Consider the following 14590-nt stretch of genomic DNA (forward strand, 5'->3'; position numbering starts at 1 on the left):
CCTGACGTTTCCTGTAGATGGGGCCGAGACTACTTGCCCTGGTTGGCCACGGCCTCGATGGCGGCCTCGGCGGCGGCGGGGTCGAGATACCGGCCGCCCTTGACGACGGGGCGGAAGTCCGCGTCCAGCTCGTACCGGAGCGGAATGCCGGTGGGGATGTTGAGCCCGGCGATCTCGTCGTCGCCGATCCCGTCCAGGTGCTTGACCAGCGCCCGGAGCGAGTTTCCGTGCGCGACGACCAGCACGCTCCTACCGGCCGCGAGGTCTGGCACGATCTGGTCGTACCAGTAGGGCAGCATGCGCTCGACGACGTCCTTGAGGCACTCGGTCCTGGGCAGCAGCTCGCTCGGCAGCAGCGCGTAGCGGGGGTCGCCGACCTGGGAGAACTCGTCGTCGGCAGCGATCACGGGCGGCGGGACGTCGTAGGAGCGACGCCAGAGCGTGAACTGCTCGTCTCCGAACTCGGCCCGGGTCTGTGCCTTGTCCTTGCCCTGCAGGGCACCGTAGTGGCGCTCGTTGAGTCGCCAGGACCTGGAGACCGGCAGCCAGAGCAGGTCGGCGGCGCCCAGCGCGAGGTTGGCCGTCTGGATCGCCCTGGTCAGCAGCGAGGTGTGCACCACGTCGGGCCGCACCCCGGCGTCGAGCAGCAGCCTTCCGCCGCGTTGTGCCTCCTCCTCGCCCTTGGCCGAGAGTCCCGCGTCCACCCATCCGGTGAACAGGCCCTTGGCATTCCATTCACTTTCACCGTGCCGGAGCAGTACCAAAGTCGACATGCCGACAAGCTTAGTGGGCGCCCCGCGGTGCCCTTCAGCGCTCTGGATCGGCGAAGCGGGCGAATGCCTGGAGGTTGGCGAGCGACTCCCCGCGCTTGGCGCGCCACTCCCACTCGCGCCGGATCGAGGAGGCGAAGCCCAGCTCCAGAGCGCGGTCGAACCCCTCGTCCGAGTAGGTGAGCACGCACCCGAGGAGGCGGTCGATCTCCTCTTCGGTGATCGCCTCCAGCGGGACCCGGCCCACGAGGTAGACGTCACCGATCGGGTCGAGGGCGAAGTGCACCCCGTACATGGAACCGTTCTTGGTGAGCAGCCAGCGGTAGAACTCGGCGTGGTTCTCGTCCGGCCGACGGCAGAAGAACGCCTCCACGTGCAGAGCCTGGTCGCCGACGATCAGCCAGGTCATGGTGGCGAGCTTGTGCTGGCCGGGGAGCCTCGCCAGGAAGGCCCCCGGCCTGGGCTGCTCGTAGGAGACGTCCGCGCTCTTCAGCGCCGCCTCGATCACTTCGCGCATGGGCCCAGCTTACGAGCGGGTCTCATGAATTGACCGCGATCGGAACCCGGTGCAGGTTCGCCATCGCCCCGGCGTAGACATCCGCCAGCCTGGCCGCGGTGGCCGACCAGCCGAAGGCCGCCGCGTGGGCCACCGCGGCCGCGGACAGCGCCTCCCGACAGGCGGGGGCGTACACGAACCGGCCGAGCACCCGCGCCCAGTCGTGGGGGTCGTGCCCCTCGACGAGCACCCCGGAGACGCCGTCGCGCACGGCGGTGCGCAGCCCGCCCACGGACGCGGCGGCGACGGGGGTGCCGCATGCCTGGGACTCCAGGGCCACCAGGCCGAACGACTCGTTGTGCGAGGGGACGACCGTCACATCGGCCGCGCGGTACCAGTCGGCCAGTTCGTGCTGGGGCGCCGGTGGCACGATCCTGACCACGTCGGAGATCCCCAGTGAGACGGCCATGTCGGTGAGATACGAGGGCCTGGCCAGGCCGTTGCCGCTGGGGCCGCCGACGCAGACGACGACCAGTCTCGATCTGAGAGAGGGATCTTCGAGGAGCATCCTGGCCGCGGCGCGCAGCAGCACGTCCGGGGCCTTCAGCGGCTGCACGCGGCCCACGAAGAGCAGCACGTGGGCATCCTGCGGCAGCCCGAGCCTGTGCCGGGCCGCGCCTTTGGAGGCGGGCTGGAAGACCCTGAGGTTCACGCCGGGGTTGACCACCTCGACCCGGGCGGGGGCCGCCCCGTACAGCTCGACGAGATCACTGGCCTCGGCGGGGGTGTTGGCCACCAGGCGGTCGGCGACGTCCACGACCTGCTGCTCGCCCAGTACCCGGGCTGTCGGCTCGGGCCTGTCGTCCTCGGCCAGCAGGAGGTTCTTCACCTTGGCCATGGTGTGCATGGTGTGCACCAGCGGCAGGCCCCAGCGCTCCTTGGCCAGCCACCCCACCTGGCCGGAGAGCCAGTAGTGGGAGTGGATGACGTCGTAGCGACCCGGCTCGTACATGGCCTCGGCGCGCAGCACACCCGACAGGAAGGCGCAGAGCTGACCTGGCAGGTCGCCCTTGTCGAGTTCCTCGTACGGCCCGGCGGTGACGTGGCGGACCGAGACACCCGGGACGATCTCCGCGACCGGCGGCAGGTCGCGGGATGTCTGCCGGGTGAAGATCTCCACTTCAATCCCGAGTTCGGCCAGGCGTTTGGCCACCTCGACGATATAGACGTTCATACCGCCCGCGTCCCCGGTTCCCGGCTGGTCCAGGGGGGACGTGTGCATGCTGATCGTCGCGACTCGGTTGACCCGCCGTCGCCTCACCGACACCACCTCCGAGTGGGCTCAACCATCTGAGAATCCGCAACATTCCCGGCACATCACCGCAGAAGGGTCCGCGCGAGGTGGCCCTGGCAGGATGGAGGGTCATGAAGAGGACAGCTGTGGTGACAGGGGCCAGCAGTGGGATCGGCGCGGCGACGGCCCGCCGTCTGGCCGCGGAGGGCTTCGACGTGGTGGCCGCGGCACGGCGCACGGAGCGGCTGGAGGCGCTGGCCGCCGAGGTGCCCGGCATTCGCACGGTCACCCTGGATGTGACGTCGCAGGAGTCGGTGGACGAACTGGCCTCCACACTCGACCGCTGTGACGTGCTGATCAACAACGCCGGGGGCGCGATCGGCCTGGAGCCCGTGGCGAGCGGGAAGGTCGCGGACTGGCAGCGGATGTACGACGTCAACGTGCTCGGCACGCTCCGCGTCACCCAGGCGCTGCTGCCCCGGCTGATCGAGTCCGGCGACGGCGTGCTGCTGATGCTGACCTCGGTGGCAGGTCTCGTCTCCTACGAGGGCGGCGGCGGCTACAACGCGGCCAAGCACGCGCAGACCTCGATGACCGAGGTGCTCAGGCTGGAACTGGTCGGCCTGCCGGTCAGGATCGTCGAGATCGCCCCCGGGCTGGTTCACACCGAGGAGTTCTCGCTGAACCGCTTCCGCGGCGACTCAGCCGCCGCCGACGAGGTCTACCGGGGCGTGCCCGACCCACTCACCGCCGACGACGTGGCCGACGCCATCGCCTGGTGCGTGACCCGCCCGGCCCATGTGAACATCGACCGCCTCGTCATACGCCCCCGGGCCCAGGCCGCCCAGCACAAGGTCCACCGCGTCTGACCATGCCCAAGCCGATAGGGGAGATCACCAGGGGGACCACCGGTCACAACCGTCTGCGACGGGCCGACCGGTGGGTCGTCGCCGCGTACGGCCACCTGCTGCGCGCCGCCGACCGCCCGCTGGTGGTCGACCTCGGCTACGGGGCCTCGCACACCACGACCCTGGAGATGTTCCTGCGGCTGCGCCGGGTCTGTCCCTCGGTCGAGGTCGTCGGCATCGAGATCGACCCGGCCAGGGTCGCGGCGGCCAGACCCCACGAGCGCCCGGGGCTGTCCTTCGCGCTGGGCGGCTTCGAGTTGCCGGTGGACCGGCCGCCCCTGCTGGTCAGGGCGTTCAACGTGCTACGACAGTACGGCGAGGCACAGGCGTGGGACTACTGGGCGATGCTCCGCGAGCGGCTCGCGCCGGACGGGGTGATCGTCGAGGGCACCTGCTCGGAGGTGGGTCACCGCGCGGTCTGGGTCGGGCTCGACCGCTCGGGTCCCCGGACACTCACCCTCTCGGCACGCTTCGACTCCTTCGAGCGCCCCTCCGATCTGGCCGACCGGCTGCCCAAGACGCTCATTCACCGCAACGTCCCCGGCGAGCCCGTCCACGCCTTCCTGCGCGACTTCGACCACGCCTGGGCGGTCAACGCGCCCTTCGGCTCCTACGGTTCCCGCCAGCGCTGGATCGCCGCCGCCGAGACGCTCGCCGGAACCTGGCCGCTGGCCGAGCACCCCCCGCTCGGCGGCCGGTCGCGCTGGCGGCTCGGCGAGATCACCCTGCCCTGGGCCGCGGTCGCCCCTCAGCCGACCGGGTAGTCCCGGCCTCGCCCCGGGCGAGCCCGAGACAAGGCCGGGGCGAAGGCCGGGGCGAGCGGGTACGTCGTGAGACACGTCACTCGACAACCCGTAGTACTACCCCTCGTGGTGCGGGGGTTAGTCTTAATGGTGTGAAGGGTCTCGGCGAGCTTGAACGCAGCATCATGGACATCATCTGGGCACAGTCATCCCCCGTGACGGCGCGGGAGGTCGGGCGCCTGATATCCGACCGCGACCTGGCGCCGACCACCGTGATGACCGTGCTCGACCGGCTCACCCGCAAGGGCTTCCTGCTCCGCACCCGCGACGGGCGCGCGTGGCGGTACGCACCCGCGGAGAGCCGCGACGCCTACGTCGCGGAGCTTATGCTGGAAGCGCTGGATCTGACCGGTGACCGGTCGGCGGCCCTCACCCGGTTCGCCCAGGCCGTCACCGGCGCCGAAGCCGACATCCTGCGCAGGGCCCTGACCGGCCTTGAGGAGGAGCTGGAGGACGAGTAGATGACCGCGGCAGCCCTGGCGACGCTCGCCCTGGCCTGCGCGGTCGGTGCCTGGCGGTTCACCGGGGCACGGTGGACCTACCGCGCTCCACACGTGGCCATCGTGCTGTGGCAGGCGCTGGGGGTCACCTGGGGACTGGCCGGGACGGGCGCTCTGCTCGGCTACGCGCTGGAGCCCTACGGTCAGGGCGTGCTGCACGGCCTGGCCGAATTCACCGCCTCCGCGTTCGGCGGCGGCAGGGGGCTGCCTCGGCCGTACGACCTGCCGAGGATCCTCGCGCTCATCGCCGGGCTGACCGCCCTCGCCGTGCTGATCATGGTGCTACTCGCCGCGGGCGTGCAGACGTTCCGCGCCCGGCACCGCCACCGCACCCTGCTCGCCCTGATCGCCCGGGAGGACCCGGTGGTCCCCGGCGTACGGGTGCTCGACCACCCGTGCGCCACCGCCTACTGCGTGCCCGGCCTCCGCTCCCAGGTGGTGGTCAGCGAGGGTGCGCTGAAACTGCTCTCCGCCGACGAGCTGACCGCGGTGCTCGCCCACGAGACCGCCCACGTGCGCGAGCGGCACGACCTGGTGCTGCTGCCTTTCGCCGCGCTGCGCAGGGCCCTGCCCTGGTCGCGCGTGGTCAAGGACGCGCAGAGCGAGGTCGGTCTGCTGGTGGAGATGGCCGCCGACGACGTCGCCCGCCGCTACTGCTCCCCACGCCGCCTGGCGACCGCCCTGCTGCGCTTCGGCACGGCCGGCGCCGTCCCCGCGCCGCACGGCGCGCTGGGCGCCACGACCTCGTCGTCCGCCGCCGTGATGGCCAGGGTGGAGCGCCTGGTGACACCGGGCCCGATCCTGCCGCTTGGGGTCCGCTACGCCATCGTCGCCTTCTCCGTCACCCTGACGTCCTCGGCCCCGCTGCTCTGGCTGATCCCGCACTGACCTCACCTCGGCATGGCTGATCCCGCACCGACCTCACCTCGGCATGGCTGATCCCGCACCGACCTCACCTCGGCATGCCGGCCGGTCCAGTACAACTTCACCCCAAAATGCTTGCAAGTGTTAGCCAATACGTTTGCAATTGCAAGCACGGTGCGGCAGACTCAAGACATGGCACTACCCAAGGTTGGCTCGATCGGTGAGTACATCCGCGAGCAGCGCACGCACGCGAAGATCTCCCTGCGTCAGCTCGCCGCGGCGGCGGGGGTCTCCAACCCCTACCTGAGCCAGATCGAGCGCGGGCTGCGCAAGCCCAGCGCCGAGATCCTGAACCAGATCGCCAAGGGCCTGCACATCTCGTCGCAGGCGCTCTACGTCCAGGCCGGCCTCATTGAGGAGCGCGAGCCGGACAGCGACGTGCTGACCGCGATCAGGGCCGACCATCTCATCACCGAGCGCCAGCGCCAGGTGTTGATCGACATCTACGAGTCGTTTCGCAAGGAGAGCCGGGCCGAGGCTCCGGACGAGGATGCGCAGACCTCCCAGAAAACGCATCCCGCACCGGAGCCCCGGCAGGGTGACGCGGACTCCTCGCCTGACGACGAGGTACCGCTGCCCGGGGAATATCTCACCGCGTTGAAACCCTACGCGGCGTCCCAGAGCAACGGCCACATCACAAAGGAAACCAAGGAAGGTTAACCCATGCCCATCGCCACCGAAGTCAAGAAGCTGGCCGACTCCAAGCCGTTCTACGCCGTCGCCGGGGCCGGCGACTTCGCCGTCGAGAAGCTCCTGGAGCTTCCCGAGCGGATCCAGAGGCTGCAGAGCCGCCGCGAGGAGATCCGCGAGGCCGCCAAGGACCTCCCGGAGAAGGCCAGGGAGCTCGCCGGCAAGGCCGAGGGCTACGCCAAGGACTTCCCCGTGAAGGCGCGCGACTACGCCGACCAGTTCGCGGGCAAGGCCACCGAGCTCTACGAGGAGTTCGCCAACCGCGGCCGCAAGGTCGTCTCCAAGACGAGCAGCGAGGCCGCCCTGGAGCTGGAGGAGCTCTCCCAGGCCGCCCGGCCCAGGGCCGTCACGACCCCGAAGAAGAGCACCCGTACCTCGAAGTCCGGCACCTCCAAGGCCTGAGCCCGTCGCGGGCTCGGCGATGCCTCCACCAGGTCGCGGCCGGGCAGGACACCGGCTCCAGGACCCGTTCCGGCACCGCCGGGGCGGGTCCCGCGGCGTTCGAGGGCCGTTCCCCGGCCGGCGAGGCCCGCTCACGCGTCCAACCGGGGCGGGCCTGTGGCGGCCGAGGACCCCGCGAAGAGGACTTTCGGCATTAGGCTGAGGGAAACCGGTGAGGCGAGCGTTCTGGAGAGACGATGATCCAAATCCACGGTGCCCTGGACCTGGTCTTCTGGATCCTGGCCGTCGGGGTGTTCGCGCTGTCGGGCTGGGCGCTCATCCACGCGGTGAGGACCCCCGCACGGGCGTTCGCGGTCACCGGCAAGCAGAGCAAGAACCTGTGGCTGGTCATCCTGGGACTGGCGGCGCTGTTCGGCTTCGCCGCCGCGGTGGGGTATCTCAGCACGCTGAGCATCTTCACGATCGCGTCCGTCGTCGTCTCGGGCATCTACCTCGCCGACGTGCGCCCCGCCGTGCGGGAGATCGGCAAGGGCGGCAACCAGGGGCCGTACGGACCCTGGTGAGGTCTTCTCCCCTCGGCTGAGGGACGGAGCCTTCGGCGATCCGGTTGCTCTGCGGGGTTTCCGGCCGATAGACACACCGGATGATGTTCACGCACAAACCCACTCTCTCCGGAGAGCACGTGACGCTCCGGCCGGTCGGCCCCGAGCATGTGGACGGCCTCTGGGAGCTGGTCAACGACCCCGAGACCGTCCGGCTGACCGGTTCGCACGGCAAGCCGGAGTTCGAATCGATCAAGATCTGGTACGGATCGCGGGGTGACCACGACGACCGGCTGGACCTGGCGATCTGCACCGCCACCGACGACGCCTACGTGGGCGAGATCGTGCTCAACCAGTTCGATGCCGACAATCTCTCCTGCAACCTGCGCATCGCGCTGATCGGCCCGCGCGCCTACGGCCGGGGTTACGGCACCGAGGCGATCCGGCTGACCCTCGACCACGTCTTCACCTCCACGCCGCTGCACCGGGTGAGTCTGGAGGTCTACGCCTTCAACGAGCGGGCCGCGCACGTCTATCGCAAGATCGGCTTCGCCCAGGAGGGGGTGTGCCGTGACGCATTGCGCATGAACGGTGAGTGGCACGACTCCGTAATCATGGCGATACTTGCCCCTGATTGGACTGTCAGGGAAATTTGACATACAGATGGTGATTTTTCGGAGACGTCTTTTGACACTTCCGACCGCGACCGGCTCGATGAGTTCCTGCAGACTCTCGCCCTGGCCGGGATGACCGGCGTGCCGGTCGCGTACGGCGACTTCAGCCACGCGTCGGGCGTGCACGGCGTCCTGCGGCACCGTCGGCCTCGCATCGACCTCACAGGCCCCGTGGCCGGTTCACACCGCGCCACGGGGCCTCCCCATTTCAAGATCATTGGTAACGCGGCAGAAGCCGGACATCACCGGGCGACGCCCCCGCGGTTCGATTCGAGACGCACGGGGCCGCCGCCCATAATTCCCGATGAATGAGAACTCGCACTGCATCAAGAGTCAGAATCCCGAAGAGGTTCCCCTCCGGTTTCCAACTTCACCGCTCTGGACGGCGTTTCCTCGTGGAAAGCGCGGCCCCGGTGAATGCGGGATCCTTGCCTCTTCGCCGTGCTTCCGGGGCCACTCGACGCTTCCGCGGCCACTCGAAATCACGAATCCGGCCGCAAACGGCCTCATATCCTGCCGTTGCCGGTGAGTGTGCTCCGGTAAACACGCTCCCAGAACAGTTCCTCCTCACAACCGGACGGTTACCGGCCCCCGCACCGTGCCCGAATCGGGGCACGACCGCGGTTCGGCGAGCAGGAGACCTAGTCGTCGTCGCCGAAGCCCGCGAAGCGGCCGCCGCCGCTCCTGTTGCTCAGGTGGTTGTTGTTGTGGTTGTGGTTGTTGATGGTCACCCTGACGCGGCTGTGGCCGCGGTGACCGCGTCCCCAACCGCCGCAGCCACCGCCGCCGCCGCAGCCGCAGCCGCGCCCGCAGCCACCACCCCAGGTCGGGAAGGCCGCGGCGGTGACCGCGGTGGTGGTCGCGCCGGCGCTCGTGGCGGTGGTCGCCGCCCCCATACCGACGACCCCGCCGGTCAGCGCCGTACTGATCGCGAGCCCTGCGATAACACTCTTGGACTTGGGCATTTTGTTTCCCCTCGAAAGGTTCAGTTACCCTAATTTCCGACATTTCCTAGATCGGCCGGAAATCATCTGAGATGACCATCTATGCGCCATCTCTAATTGTCATAGTTTCCTGGCATGTCTGCCGACAAACAGCAATTCGAGGCTTTTACACTCCCCTTGTCCGCTTATGGCGGATATTAAACTCTTACAAGTCGCTTTGAGATGAAATGTCCTTTATGCACCTAGCGGCCGCAAGCCACGAAGATCACGTCGATCACAGAGCCCGCACCGCCCCCGGGGACGTCACCTGATCTGTCAGGCACGCTCGCCCTCAGCCGGGACATCGATCGCCCCGTGGCACATTCCGATCTGCCGACCGGCGCCGCACCTGAGTGATCTCCGCACGCCGCGACTCGGTATCGTGCCCTGATATCGAGTCCCGTTTTCCTGGAGCGGAGGGATGCCGTGGCCGAGCCGCCCGCCGGAGCCGAGCAGCCACGGCTGGAGCGTCGCCTGGGCCTGGGGGACGCGGTGGTGATCGGCCTGGGTTCGATGATCGGCGCCGGAGTCTTCGCCGCACTGGCCCCGGCTGCGGCGGCAGCCGGGTCGGGACTGCTTCTGGGCCTGGGGCTCGCGGCGGCGGTGGCCTACTGCAACGCCACCTCCTCGGCCCGGCTGGCGGCACTCTATCCGGCCTCCGGCGGCACCTACCTTTACGGCCGGATGCGCCTGGGCCCCCTGTGGGGCTACCTGGCCGGCTGGAGCTTCGTGGTCGGCAAGATCGCCTCCTGTGCGGCGATGGCACTGACCGTGGGCGCCTATGTGTGGCCGGGACACGAGCGGGAGGTGGCCGTGGCCGCGGTGGTGGCCCTGACCGCGCTGAACTACACCGGGGTCCAGAAGGCCGCCTGGCTGACCCGCACGATCGTCGCGACGGTGCTGCTCGTGCTGGCCGCCGTGGTGGTGGCGAGCCTGATCAGCGGCCAAGCGCAGGCGGACCGGCTTGCCATCACCACCGATGCGGGCGTGCGCGGCGTGCTGCAGGCCGCCGGCCTGCTGTTCTTCGCCTTCGCCGGCTACGCCCGCATCGCCACCCTCGGCGAGGAGGTGCGCGATCCCGCCCGGACCATCCCCCGCGCGATCCCCCTCGCCCTCGGTATCACCCTGGTCGTCTACACGGCCGTGGCCGTCACCACCCTGGCCGTCCTCGGCCCCCGGCGACTGGCCGAAACGGCCGCCCCGCTGGCCGAGGCGGTCCGCGCCGCAGGTATGCCCGCCCTGGGCCCGATCGTCGGCGCCGGCGCCGCGATCGCCGCCCTCGGGTCGCTGCTCGCGCTGATCCTCGGCGTCTCCCGCACCACCCTGGCCATGGCCAGGGACCGCCGGCTGCCCTCCTTCCTGGCCGCCGTGCACCCGCGCTTCAAAGTGCCACACCGGGCCGAACTCACCGTCGGCGCCGTCATCGCCGTACTCGTGCTGACCACCGACCTGCGCGGCGCGATCGGTTTCTCCTCCTTCGGCGTGCTGGCCTACTACGCCATCGCCAACGCCGCCGCCTGGACACTGGCCCCCGGCGAAGGACGCCCGCTCCGGGCCGTTCCCATCCTCGGGATGGTCGGCTGCGTCGCTCTCGCCTTCAGTCTCCCGGTGATCTCGGTACTCTCAGGCAGCGCCGTCCTGGCGGTCGGAGCCATCCTCTACGCGGCACGTCAGACGCCGAGTCGCCCTCCCACCGCCTGACACCACCGCCTGACACCACCGCCTCACCCCCTGAACGGACGCGCCGCGGTGCGTGCCACGCCGAGCGTCAGCGCACCCGGCGCGCATCGGCACCACTCCGGCCGGCCGAAGCGGTGCCGAGCTCCACTCCGGCCGGCCGGTTCCGCCCGGTCAGGAAGGGCGCGCCTCGATGCCGTACTCGTGCAGTCTGGTGACCATCCAGCGCGAGAGGCGCAGGTGGCCCACGAGGGTGGGGTGGACGCCGTCGGGCAGGACCGCCCCCCGGCCCCAGCCCCGGCCATGCGGGCCGAGTGGCTCGAACGGGTCGAGGAAGGGCACCGCCAGCCGGTCGGCCGCGGTCGAGACGGCTTCCCTCACCCGGTAGGCCCAGCGGGGAGCCCTCGTCATCCAGATCGGGCCGACCAGCACGATCCTGGTGTGCGGCCACTGCCGCCTGACCAGCTCCAGCAGGTGGACCGCCGCCGTCTCGATCCTGGCGGCCCCGATCCCGCGGTCGTTACGCCCGCCGGAGATGATCAACAGGTCGGGCTCAGGGCGCCAGGAGAGCTCCTTGACAAAGGACTGCTGGAAGGTCCGGCCCACCCTGCCCGGGTTGACGAAGCCCGTTCCCGCGGCGCCCGCGGTGACCAGCTGCCAGCCCAGCCGCCGGGCGACCTGTGCCGCGTAACCGTCCCATCCGCGTACCGGCCCCGACCCGACCGTGAAACTGTCACCGATGATCATGACGAGCGGTGCCGGGATCGGAGGTGGCGGGGTGGTCGAGGCGGGGGGTTCGGCACCCACCATCACGGGTACGGTCGCACCACTTCCAGGGCTACATCCCGAAATAAGACAGAAAATCGCTACAACAAATGCGACCGCGAACGCCCACGGTCGTCTACGTGCGGGCGTGCGCATGCCACCTCGGGGAACGTCGGAGTGCCGACATGATTGTAGATGTCCACCGGTACCCGGACCCGGAAAGCCGAAAAGCCGGACCCCGTGGCATCACAAAGTCCGGAAGCCTTTCCGCGCCGTCACGAGAGGGCTCGAAGCCTCCCCGCCCGGCGAGGGTGGATCAGCTGACCCGGGAGGGGGCGACCACCCAGGTGTTGCAGTAGGCGATCCGGGCGTACTTCCAGCCCTGGTGGAGCCAGGCGGCGTAGTGCTCGCCGCTGCCGTGGTCGCGCCGGGGGCTGCCGCTCTGGTCGTCACCGCGCCCGTAGTCCGTCCGCAGCACCTCCTGCCAGCGGGCGCCGGTGATACCCAGCGGGACCCGCACGGTGCGGGTGAAGGCCCCCGCGAGGCACTGCGCCTGAAGCTCGTGGCGCCGGGAGTACGCGTCCTGCGCGGCACGGGATCTGTTGGAGACCTCCCACCACCAGGCCCCGCCGATACCCGCCATGGACTGCACATGGTGGGCGTACTCATGGGCGAGCACGGTCAGGTAGGGCACATGGTTCCGGGCGGGGTCGACCTGGCCGCTCCGCTCGATCACGTGGCTCAGGCCGATGTACATGCCCCGGTTGGACGGGCAGTAGTAGGCGGAGGCGCCGGGGTTGGGATAGACCCCGCAGGGCCCGCGCCCCGCACGGGACCAGTAGACCTTGCTCGGCTTCAGGAAGACCGCTCCGGCCTGGGAGAACTTCGCGCTCCACGCCCGGTCCAGACAGCCGGTGACGGCGTTGAGGTAGGCGAGCATGTCGCGGGGTCGTTCCGAGGGCCGGGGAGCGCGGCAGGAGGTGGGGCGCATCAGGCCGGTGCCGTACAGCGGGTTGCGCTTGAGCCGGGCCGCGGTGTCGGAGCGGTGCATGTGGCGGAGGTCGACGGCCGTGCTCCGCACCGCGGCGGCCGGCACGATCTCGGTGCCGCCCAGCGAGCCGAGGTTCAGCCTCCGCGGTGGGGTGAAGGCCGGCGGGGTGACCTCGGTGTCGCCCGTCTGCGTGGGGACGGCCTTCCCCGTCGCCACCGGAGCGGTACCGGGACCGGCCGGGATCTCGGCCTCCTCGCCACCGGCCAGACCGGCGACCACCACGACCGCGGCGAACACCAGGGCGAGAATGCCCAGAGCACCGAAGGCCAGCGGGTTCGACCCCCGTGGGCGCATGCAACCGCCTCTCCAAAGAGTGGATCTCCGGGCGGCAATCTAGCGGATATCTACACATATGGGTTTATAGGCGGGAGGAAATGGATACGAGGCCGATCATCACGGCTCGACGCTTCTCGCTAAGCTCCCGACCCATGGCGGCATCTTTCTCGCACCGAGCAGTCGGAAGCCTGGCCGCGACGGCCATCCTCGCGCTGACAGTCAGCGCCTCCCCTGCTCTCGCGACCGGTTCTGCGTCTCCCCAGGCCACACCGGACGGCAAGGTGACGAGCACGACGGTCCAGCTGGAGCTCCGGCAGGACGGCGTGCTCCATGTCAGGGAAGAGGTCACCTTCGAGGGCGACGCGCCGTCGCGCGACCTCGTCGACCGGACCCGCTACGACGACCGCAGTGACCGGCTCTACCAGGTCACCGACCTCAAGGGCGACGCCGTGCTGACCGGCGATGTCATCACGCTGAAGGGCACGGGCAGCGCCGTCCTGGAGTACGACGTCAAGGGCACCATCACGCCACTCGCCGACACCCAGGAGCTGCGGTGGTACGCCGTGGGCGGCTGGTCGGTCCCGGTCGAGCTGGCCAGGGTCACCGTGAGCGGTCCGGCCGCGCTGCAGAGCCTGTCGTGCTTCGCCGGCCCCCTGACCTCGGCGATCGCCTGTACCGAGGCATCAATGGACCACATGGGCGTCGCCGCCGAGTTCGGGCAGCAGGGCCTCGACACCGGCGAGGTGCTCACCGTGGTCGTCGGCTACCCTGCCGCCGCCAGCAAGGGCGCGCCGATCCTGGCGCGCCGCTTCGAGCTCTCCAACGCCTTCACCTTGAACACCGTCACCGGCTGCGCGCTGGCCGCCCTGCTCTTCCTGATGCTCGGCGGCCTCGCTCTCCTCTACTGGACACGAGGCCGGGACGCCCGCGTGGTCGGCCACGAGTCGGGATCGCTCAGCGGTGTCGAGAACGGCCACTTCGCCCCGCCGGCCGGCGTCCGCCCCGGTCAGATCGGCACTCTCATGGACGAGCAGGCCGACGTGCTCGACGTCACCGCCACGATCGTCGATCTGGCCGTCCGGGGATACCTCAGGATCGACGAGCAGCCCCGGCAGACGTACGAGACACCCGACTGGAGGCTCGTACGGCTACCCGCCACCCAGGTCGCCTCACTGATGGCCTACGAACTGGAGCTCTACGACGCCATCTTCGACGGCCGCGACACGGTACTGCTCTCGGAACTCCGGGGATCGTTCGGAGCCAGGCTCGGCAAGGTCCGCGAGGCGCTCTACCGCGACGTGGTCAAGCAGGGCTGGTTCGCCCGCCGCCCCGACACCGTCCGCACCCGCTGGACGACCCTCGGCGGGGTCCTCACCGTGCTCGGCGTCCTCGCCACCCTCGCACTGGCCTGGCTCACCAGCTACGGGCTGCTCGGCCTGGCCCTGATCATCGCCGGTGCCGCCCTGGCGGTGGGCGGCCAGTACATGCCGGCCAAGACCGCCAAGGGTTCGGGAGCCCTCGCCCACACCCTGGGTTTCAAGGAGTACCTGACCGGCGGCGATATCGGCGACGACGTCCCGGAAGCCCAGCGGGTCGAGCTGTTCTCCCGCTACCTGCCCTACGCCGTGATCTTCGACAGCGTCGACCGCTGGGCCCGCGTGGTCTCCTCGGTCACCGGCGACGGCCAGAAGTCCGACAACCTGTACTGGTACCACGGCCCTGCCGAGTGGGACCTGTCCAGGTTCGCCGACTCGATGCGGACCTTCACCATGACCACCTCCGGCGCGATCTCCACCACCCGCCGGCTCCGCTCCGTGTGACATCGGCGACGGGGC

At 69.8% G+C, this 14590-nt stretch carries 16 protein-coding genes; 10 read left to right on the top strand and 6 right to left on the bottom strand.

Going from position 1 to position 14590, the window contains the following annotated elements:
* Nucleotides 1-29 precede the first annotated feature (29 nt).
* Genes OIE13_RS26770 through mshA form a run of 3 tightly spaced genes read right to left on the bottom strand, consistent with a single transcriptional unit; the run spans nucleotide 30 to nucleotide 2593 of the window.
* The gene (locus OIE13_RS26770) at nucleotides 30-773 is read right to left on the bottom strand and encodes a phosphoglyceromutase (protein ID WP_326635400.1); all 744 of its coding nucleotides are present in this window, start codon (nucleotides 771-773) and stop codon (nucleotides 30-32) included.
* A gap of 34 nt (nucleotides 774-807) precedes the next feature.
* Entirely contained in the window at nucleotides 808-1287 is a 480-nt protein-coding gene (locus OIE13_RS26775; RefSeq protein ID WP_326635399.1) for a YbjN domain-containing protein, read from the bottom strand.
* 22 nt (nucleotides 1288-1309) lie between these two features.
* Nucleotides 1310-2593: a D-inositol-3-phosphate glycosyltransferase gene (gene mshA / locus OIE13_RS26780; protein WP_326635397.1), complete on the bottom strand. Its 1284-nt coding sequence runs from the start codon at nucleotides 2591-2593 to the stop codon at nucleotides 1310-1312.
* 98 nt (nucleotides 2594-2691) lie between these two features.
* Here mshA and OIE13_RS26785 point away from each other — a divergent pair, with 98 nt between their 5' ends.
* The 8 genes from OIE13_RS26785 to OIE13_RS26820 all read left to right on the top strand — a co-directional run bounded on the left by OIE13_RS26785 (nucleotide 2692) and on the right by OIE13_RS26820 (nucleotide 7985).
* On the top strand, nucleotides 2692-3429 hold the full coding sequence (locus OIE13_RS26785) for an SDR family oxidoreductase (protein WP_326635395.1): 738 nt from the start codon (nucleotides 2692-2694) through the stop codon (nucleotides 3427-3429).
* 2 nt (nucleotides 3430-3431) lie between these two features.
* Complete coding sequence (locus tag OIE13_RS26790; protein WP_326635393.1) at nucleotides 3432-4232, top strand: class I SAM-dependent methyltransferase; 801 nt, start codon at nucleotides 3432-3434, stop codon at nucleotides 4230-4232.
* Nucleotides 4233-4363: 131 nt separating this feature from the next.
* Nucleotides 4364-4732 carry a BlaI/MecI/CopY family transcriptional regulator gene (locus OIE13_RS26795; RefSeq protein ID WP_326828877.1) on the top strand — a complete coding sequence of 123 codons (369 nt, stop codon included), beginning with the start codon at nucleotides 4364-4366 and terminating at the stop codon, nucleotides 4730-4732.
* A complete protein-coding gene (locus OIE13_RS26800; RefSeq protein ID WP_326635391.1) occupies nucleotides 4733-5659 on the top strand; it encodes a M56 family metallopeptidase in 927 nt (308 codons plus the stop codon). It abuts the gene before it with no gap.
* Nucleotides 5660-5827: 168 nt separating this feature from the next.
* A complete protein-coding gene (locus OIE13_RS26805) occupies nucleotides 5828-6355 on the top strand; it encodes a helix-turn-helix domain-containing protein (protein WP_326635390.1) in 528 nt (175 codons plus the stop codon).
* Between the two features lie 3 nt (nucleotides 6356-6358).
* Nucleotides 6359-6787, top strand: coding sequence for a hypothetical protein (locus OIE13_RS26810; RefSeq protein WP_326635389.1), 429 nt, complete (start codon nucleotides 6359-6361; stop codon nucleotides 6785-6787).
* A 236-nt stretch (nucleotides 6788-7023) separates the two neighbouring features.
* A complete protein-coding gene (locus OIE13_RS26815; protein ID WP_326635388.1) occupies nucleotides 7024-7350 on the top strand; it encodes a DUF2516 family protein in 327 nt (108 codons plus the stop codon).
* Between the two features lie 80 nt (nucleotides 7351-7430).
* Nucleotides 7431-7985 (top strand): GNAT family N-acetyltransferase, encoded by a 555-nt coding sequence (locus OIE13_RS26820; RefSeq protein WP_326635386.1) that lies wholly within the window; start codon nucleotides 7431-7433, stop codon nucleotides 7983-7985.
* Between the two features lie 659 nt (nucleotides 7986-8644).
* On the opposite strand, the gene OIE13_RS26825 is transcribed toward OIE13_RS26820, so the two are convergent.
* On the bottom strand, nucleotides 8645-8968 hold the full coding sequence (locus tag OIE13_RS26825; protein WP_326635384.1) for a hypothetical protein: 324 nt from the start codon (nucleotides 8966-8968) through the stop codon (nucleotides 8645-8647).
* Between the two features lie 444 nt (nucleotides 8969-9412).
* Here OIE13_RS26825 and OIE13_RS26830 point away from each other — a divergent pair, with 444 nt between their 5' ends.
* Entirely contained in the window at nucleotides 9413-10687 is a 1275-nt protein-coding gene (locus tag OIE13_RS26830; protein ID WP_326828878.1) for an APC family permease, read from the top strand.
* A gap of 150 nt (nucleotides 10688-10837) precedes the next feature.
* Here OIE13_RS26830 and OIE13_RS26835 read toward each other — a convergent pair whose 3' ends face one another.
* Together OIE13_RS26835 and OIE13_RS26840 are read right to left on the bottom strand one after the other, a co-directional pair.
* Complete coding sequence (locus tag OIE13_RS26835) at nucleotides 10838-11473, bottom strand: SGNH/GDSL hydrolase family protein (RefSeq protein ID WP_326635380.1); 636 nt, start codon at nucleotides 11471-11473, stop codon at nucleotides 10838-10840.
* A 271-nt stretch (nucleotides 11474-11744) separates the two neighbouring features.
* Complete coding sequence (locus OIE13_RS26840) at nucleotides 11745-12773, bottom strand: neutral zinc metallopeptidase (RefSeq protein ID WP_326635378.1); 1029 nt, start codon at nucleotides 12771-12773, stop codon at nucleotides 11745-11747.
* Nucleotides 12774-12907: 134 nt separating this feature from the next.
* On the opposite strand from OIE13_RS26840, the gene OIE13_RS26845 reads away from it, so the two are divergent.
* Complete coding sequence (locus OIE13_RS26845) at nucleotides 12908-14575, top strand: DUF2207 domain-containing protein (RefSeq protein WP_326635377.1); 1668 nt, start codon at nucleotides 12908-12910, stop codon at nucleotides 14573-14575.
* The last annotated feature ends 15 nt before the right edge of the window (nucleotides 14576-14590 follow it).

The organism is Streptosporangium sp. NBC_01810 (assembly GCF_035917355.1).
In the GTDB taxonomy this organism is placed as follows: Bacteria; Actinomycetota; Actinomycetes; order Streptosporangiales; family Streptosporangiaceae; genus Streptosporangium.

Coding starts and splice junctions, on each gene's coding strand:
- OIE13_RS26845 (WP_326635377.1), top strand. CDS start 12,908: ATGGCGGCATCTTTCTCGCACCGAGCAGTCGGAAGCCTGGCCGCGACG.
- OIE13_RS26770 (WP_326635400.1), bottom strand. CDS start 773: ATGTCGACTTTGGTACTGCTCCGGCACGGTGAAAGTGAATGGAATGCC.
- OIE13_RS26775 (WP_326635399.1), bottom strand. CDS start 1,287: ATGCGCGAAGTGATCGAGGCGGCGCTGAAGAGCGCGGACGTCTCCTAC.
- OIE13_RS26825 (WP_326635384.1), bottom strand. CDS start 8,968: ATGCCCAAGTCCAAGAGTGTTATCGCAGGGCTCGCGATCAGTACGGCG.
- OIE13_RS26820 (WP_326635386.1), top strand. CDS start 7,431: ATGATGTTCACGCACAAACCCACTCTCTCCGGAGAGCACGTGACGCTC.
- OIE13_RS26810 (WP_326635389.1), top strand. CDS start 6,359: ATGCCCATCGCCACCGAAGTCAAGAAGCTGGCCGACTCCAAGCCGTTC.
- OIE13_RS26840 (WP_326635378.1), bottom strand. CDS start 12,773: ATGCGCCCACGGGGGTCGAACCCGCTGGCCTTCGGTGCTCTGGGCATT.
- OIE13_RS26785 (WP_326635395.1), top strand. CDS start 2,692: ATGAAGAGGACAGCTGTGGTGACAGGGGCCAGCAGTGGGATCGGCGCG.
- OIE13_RS26805 (WP_326635390.1), top strand. CDS start 5,828: ATGGCACTACCCAAGGTTGGCTCGATCGGTGAGTACATCCGCGAGCAG.
- OIE13_RS26790 (WP_326635393.1), top strand. CDS start 3,432: ATGCCCAAGCCGATAGGGGAGATCACCAGGGGGACCACCGGTCACAAC.
- OIE13_RS26815 (WP_326635388.1), top strand. CDS start 7,024: ATGATCCAAATCCACGGTGCCCTGGACCTGGTCTTCTGGATCCTGGCC.
- OIE13_RS26800 (WP_326635391.1), top strand. CDS start 4,733: ATGACCGCGGCAGCCCTGGCGACGCTCGCCCTGGCCTGCGCGGTCGGT.
- OIE13_RS26835 (WP_326635380.1), bottom strand. CDS start 11,473: ATGGTGGGTGCCGAACCCCCCGCCTCGACCACCCCGCCACCTCCGATC.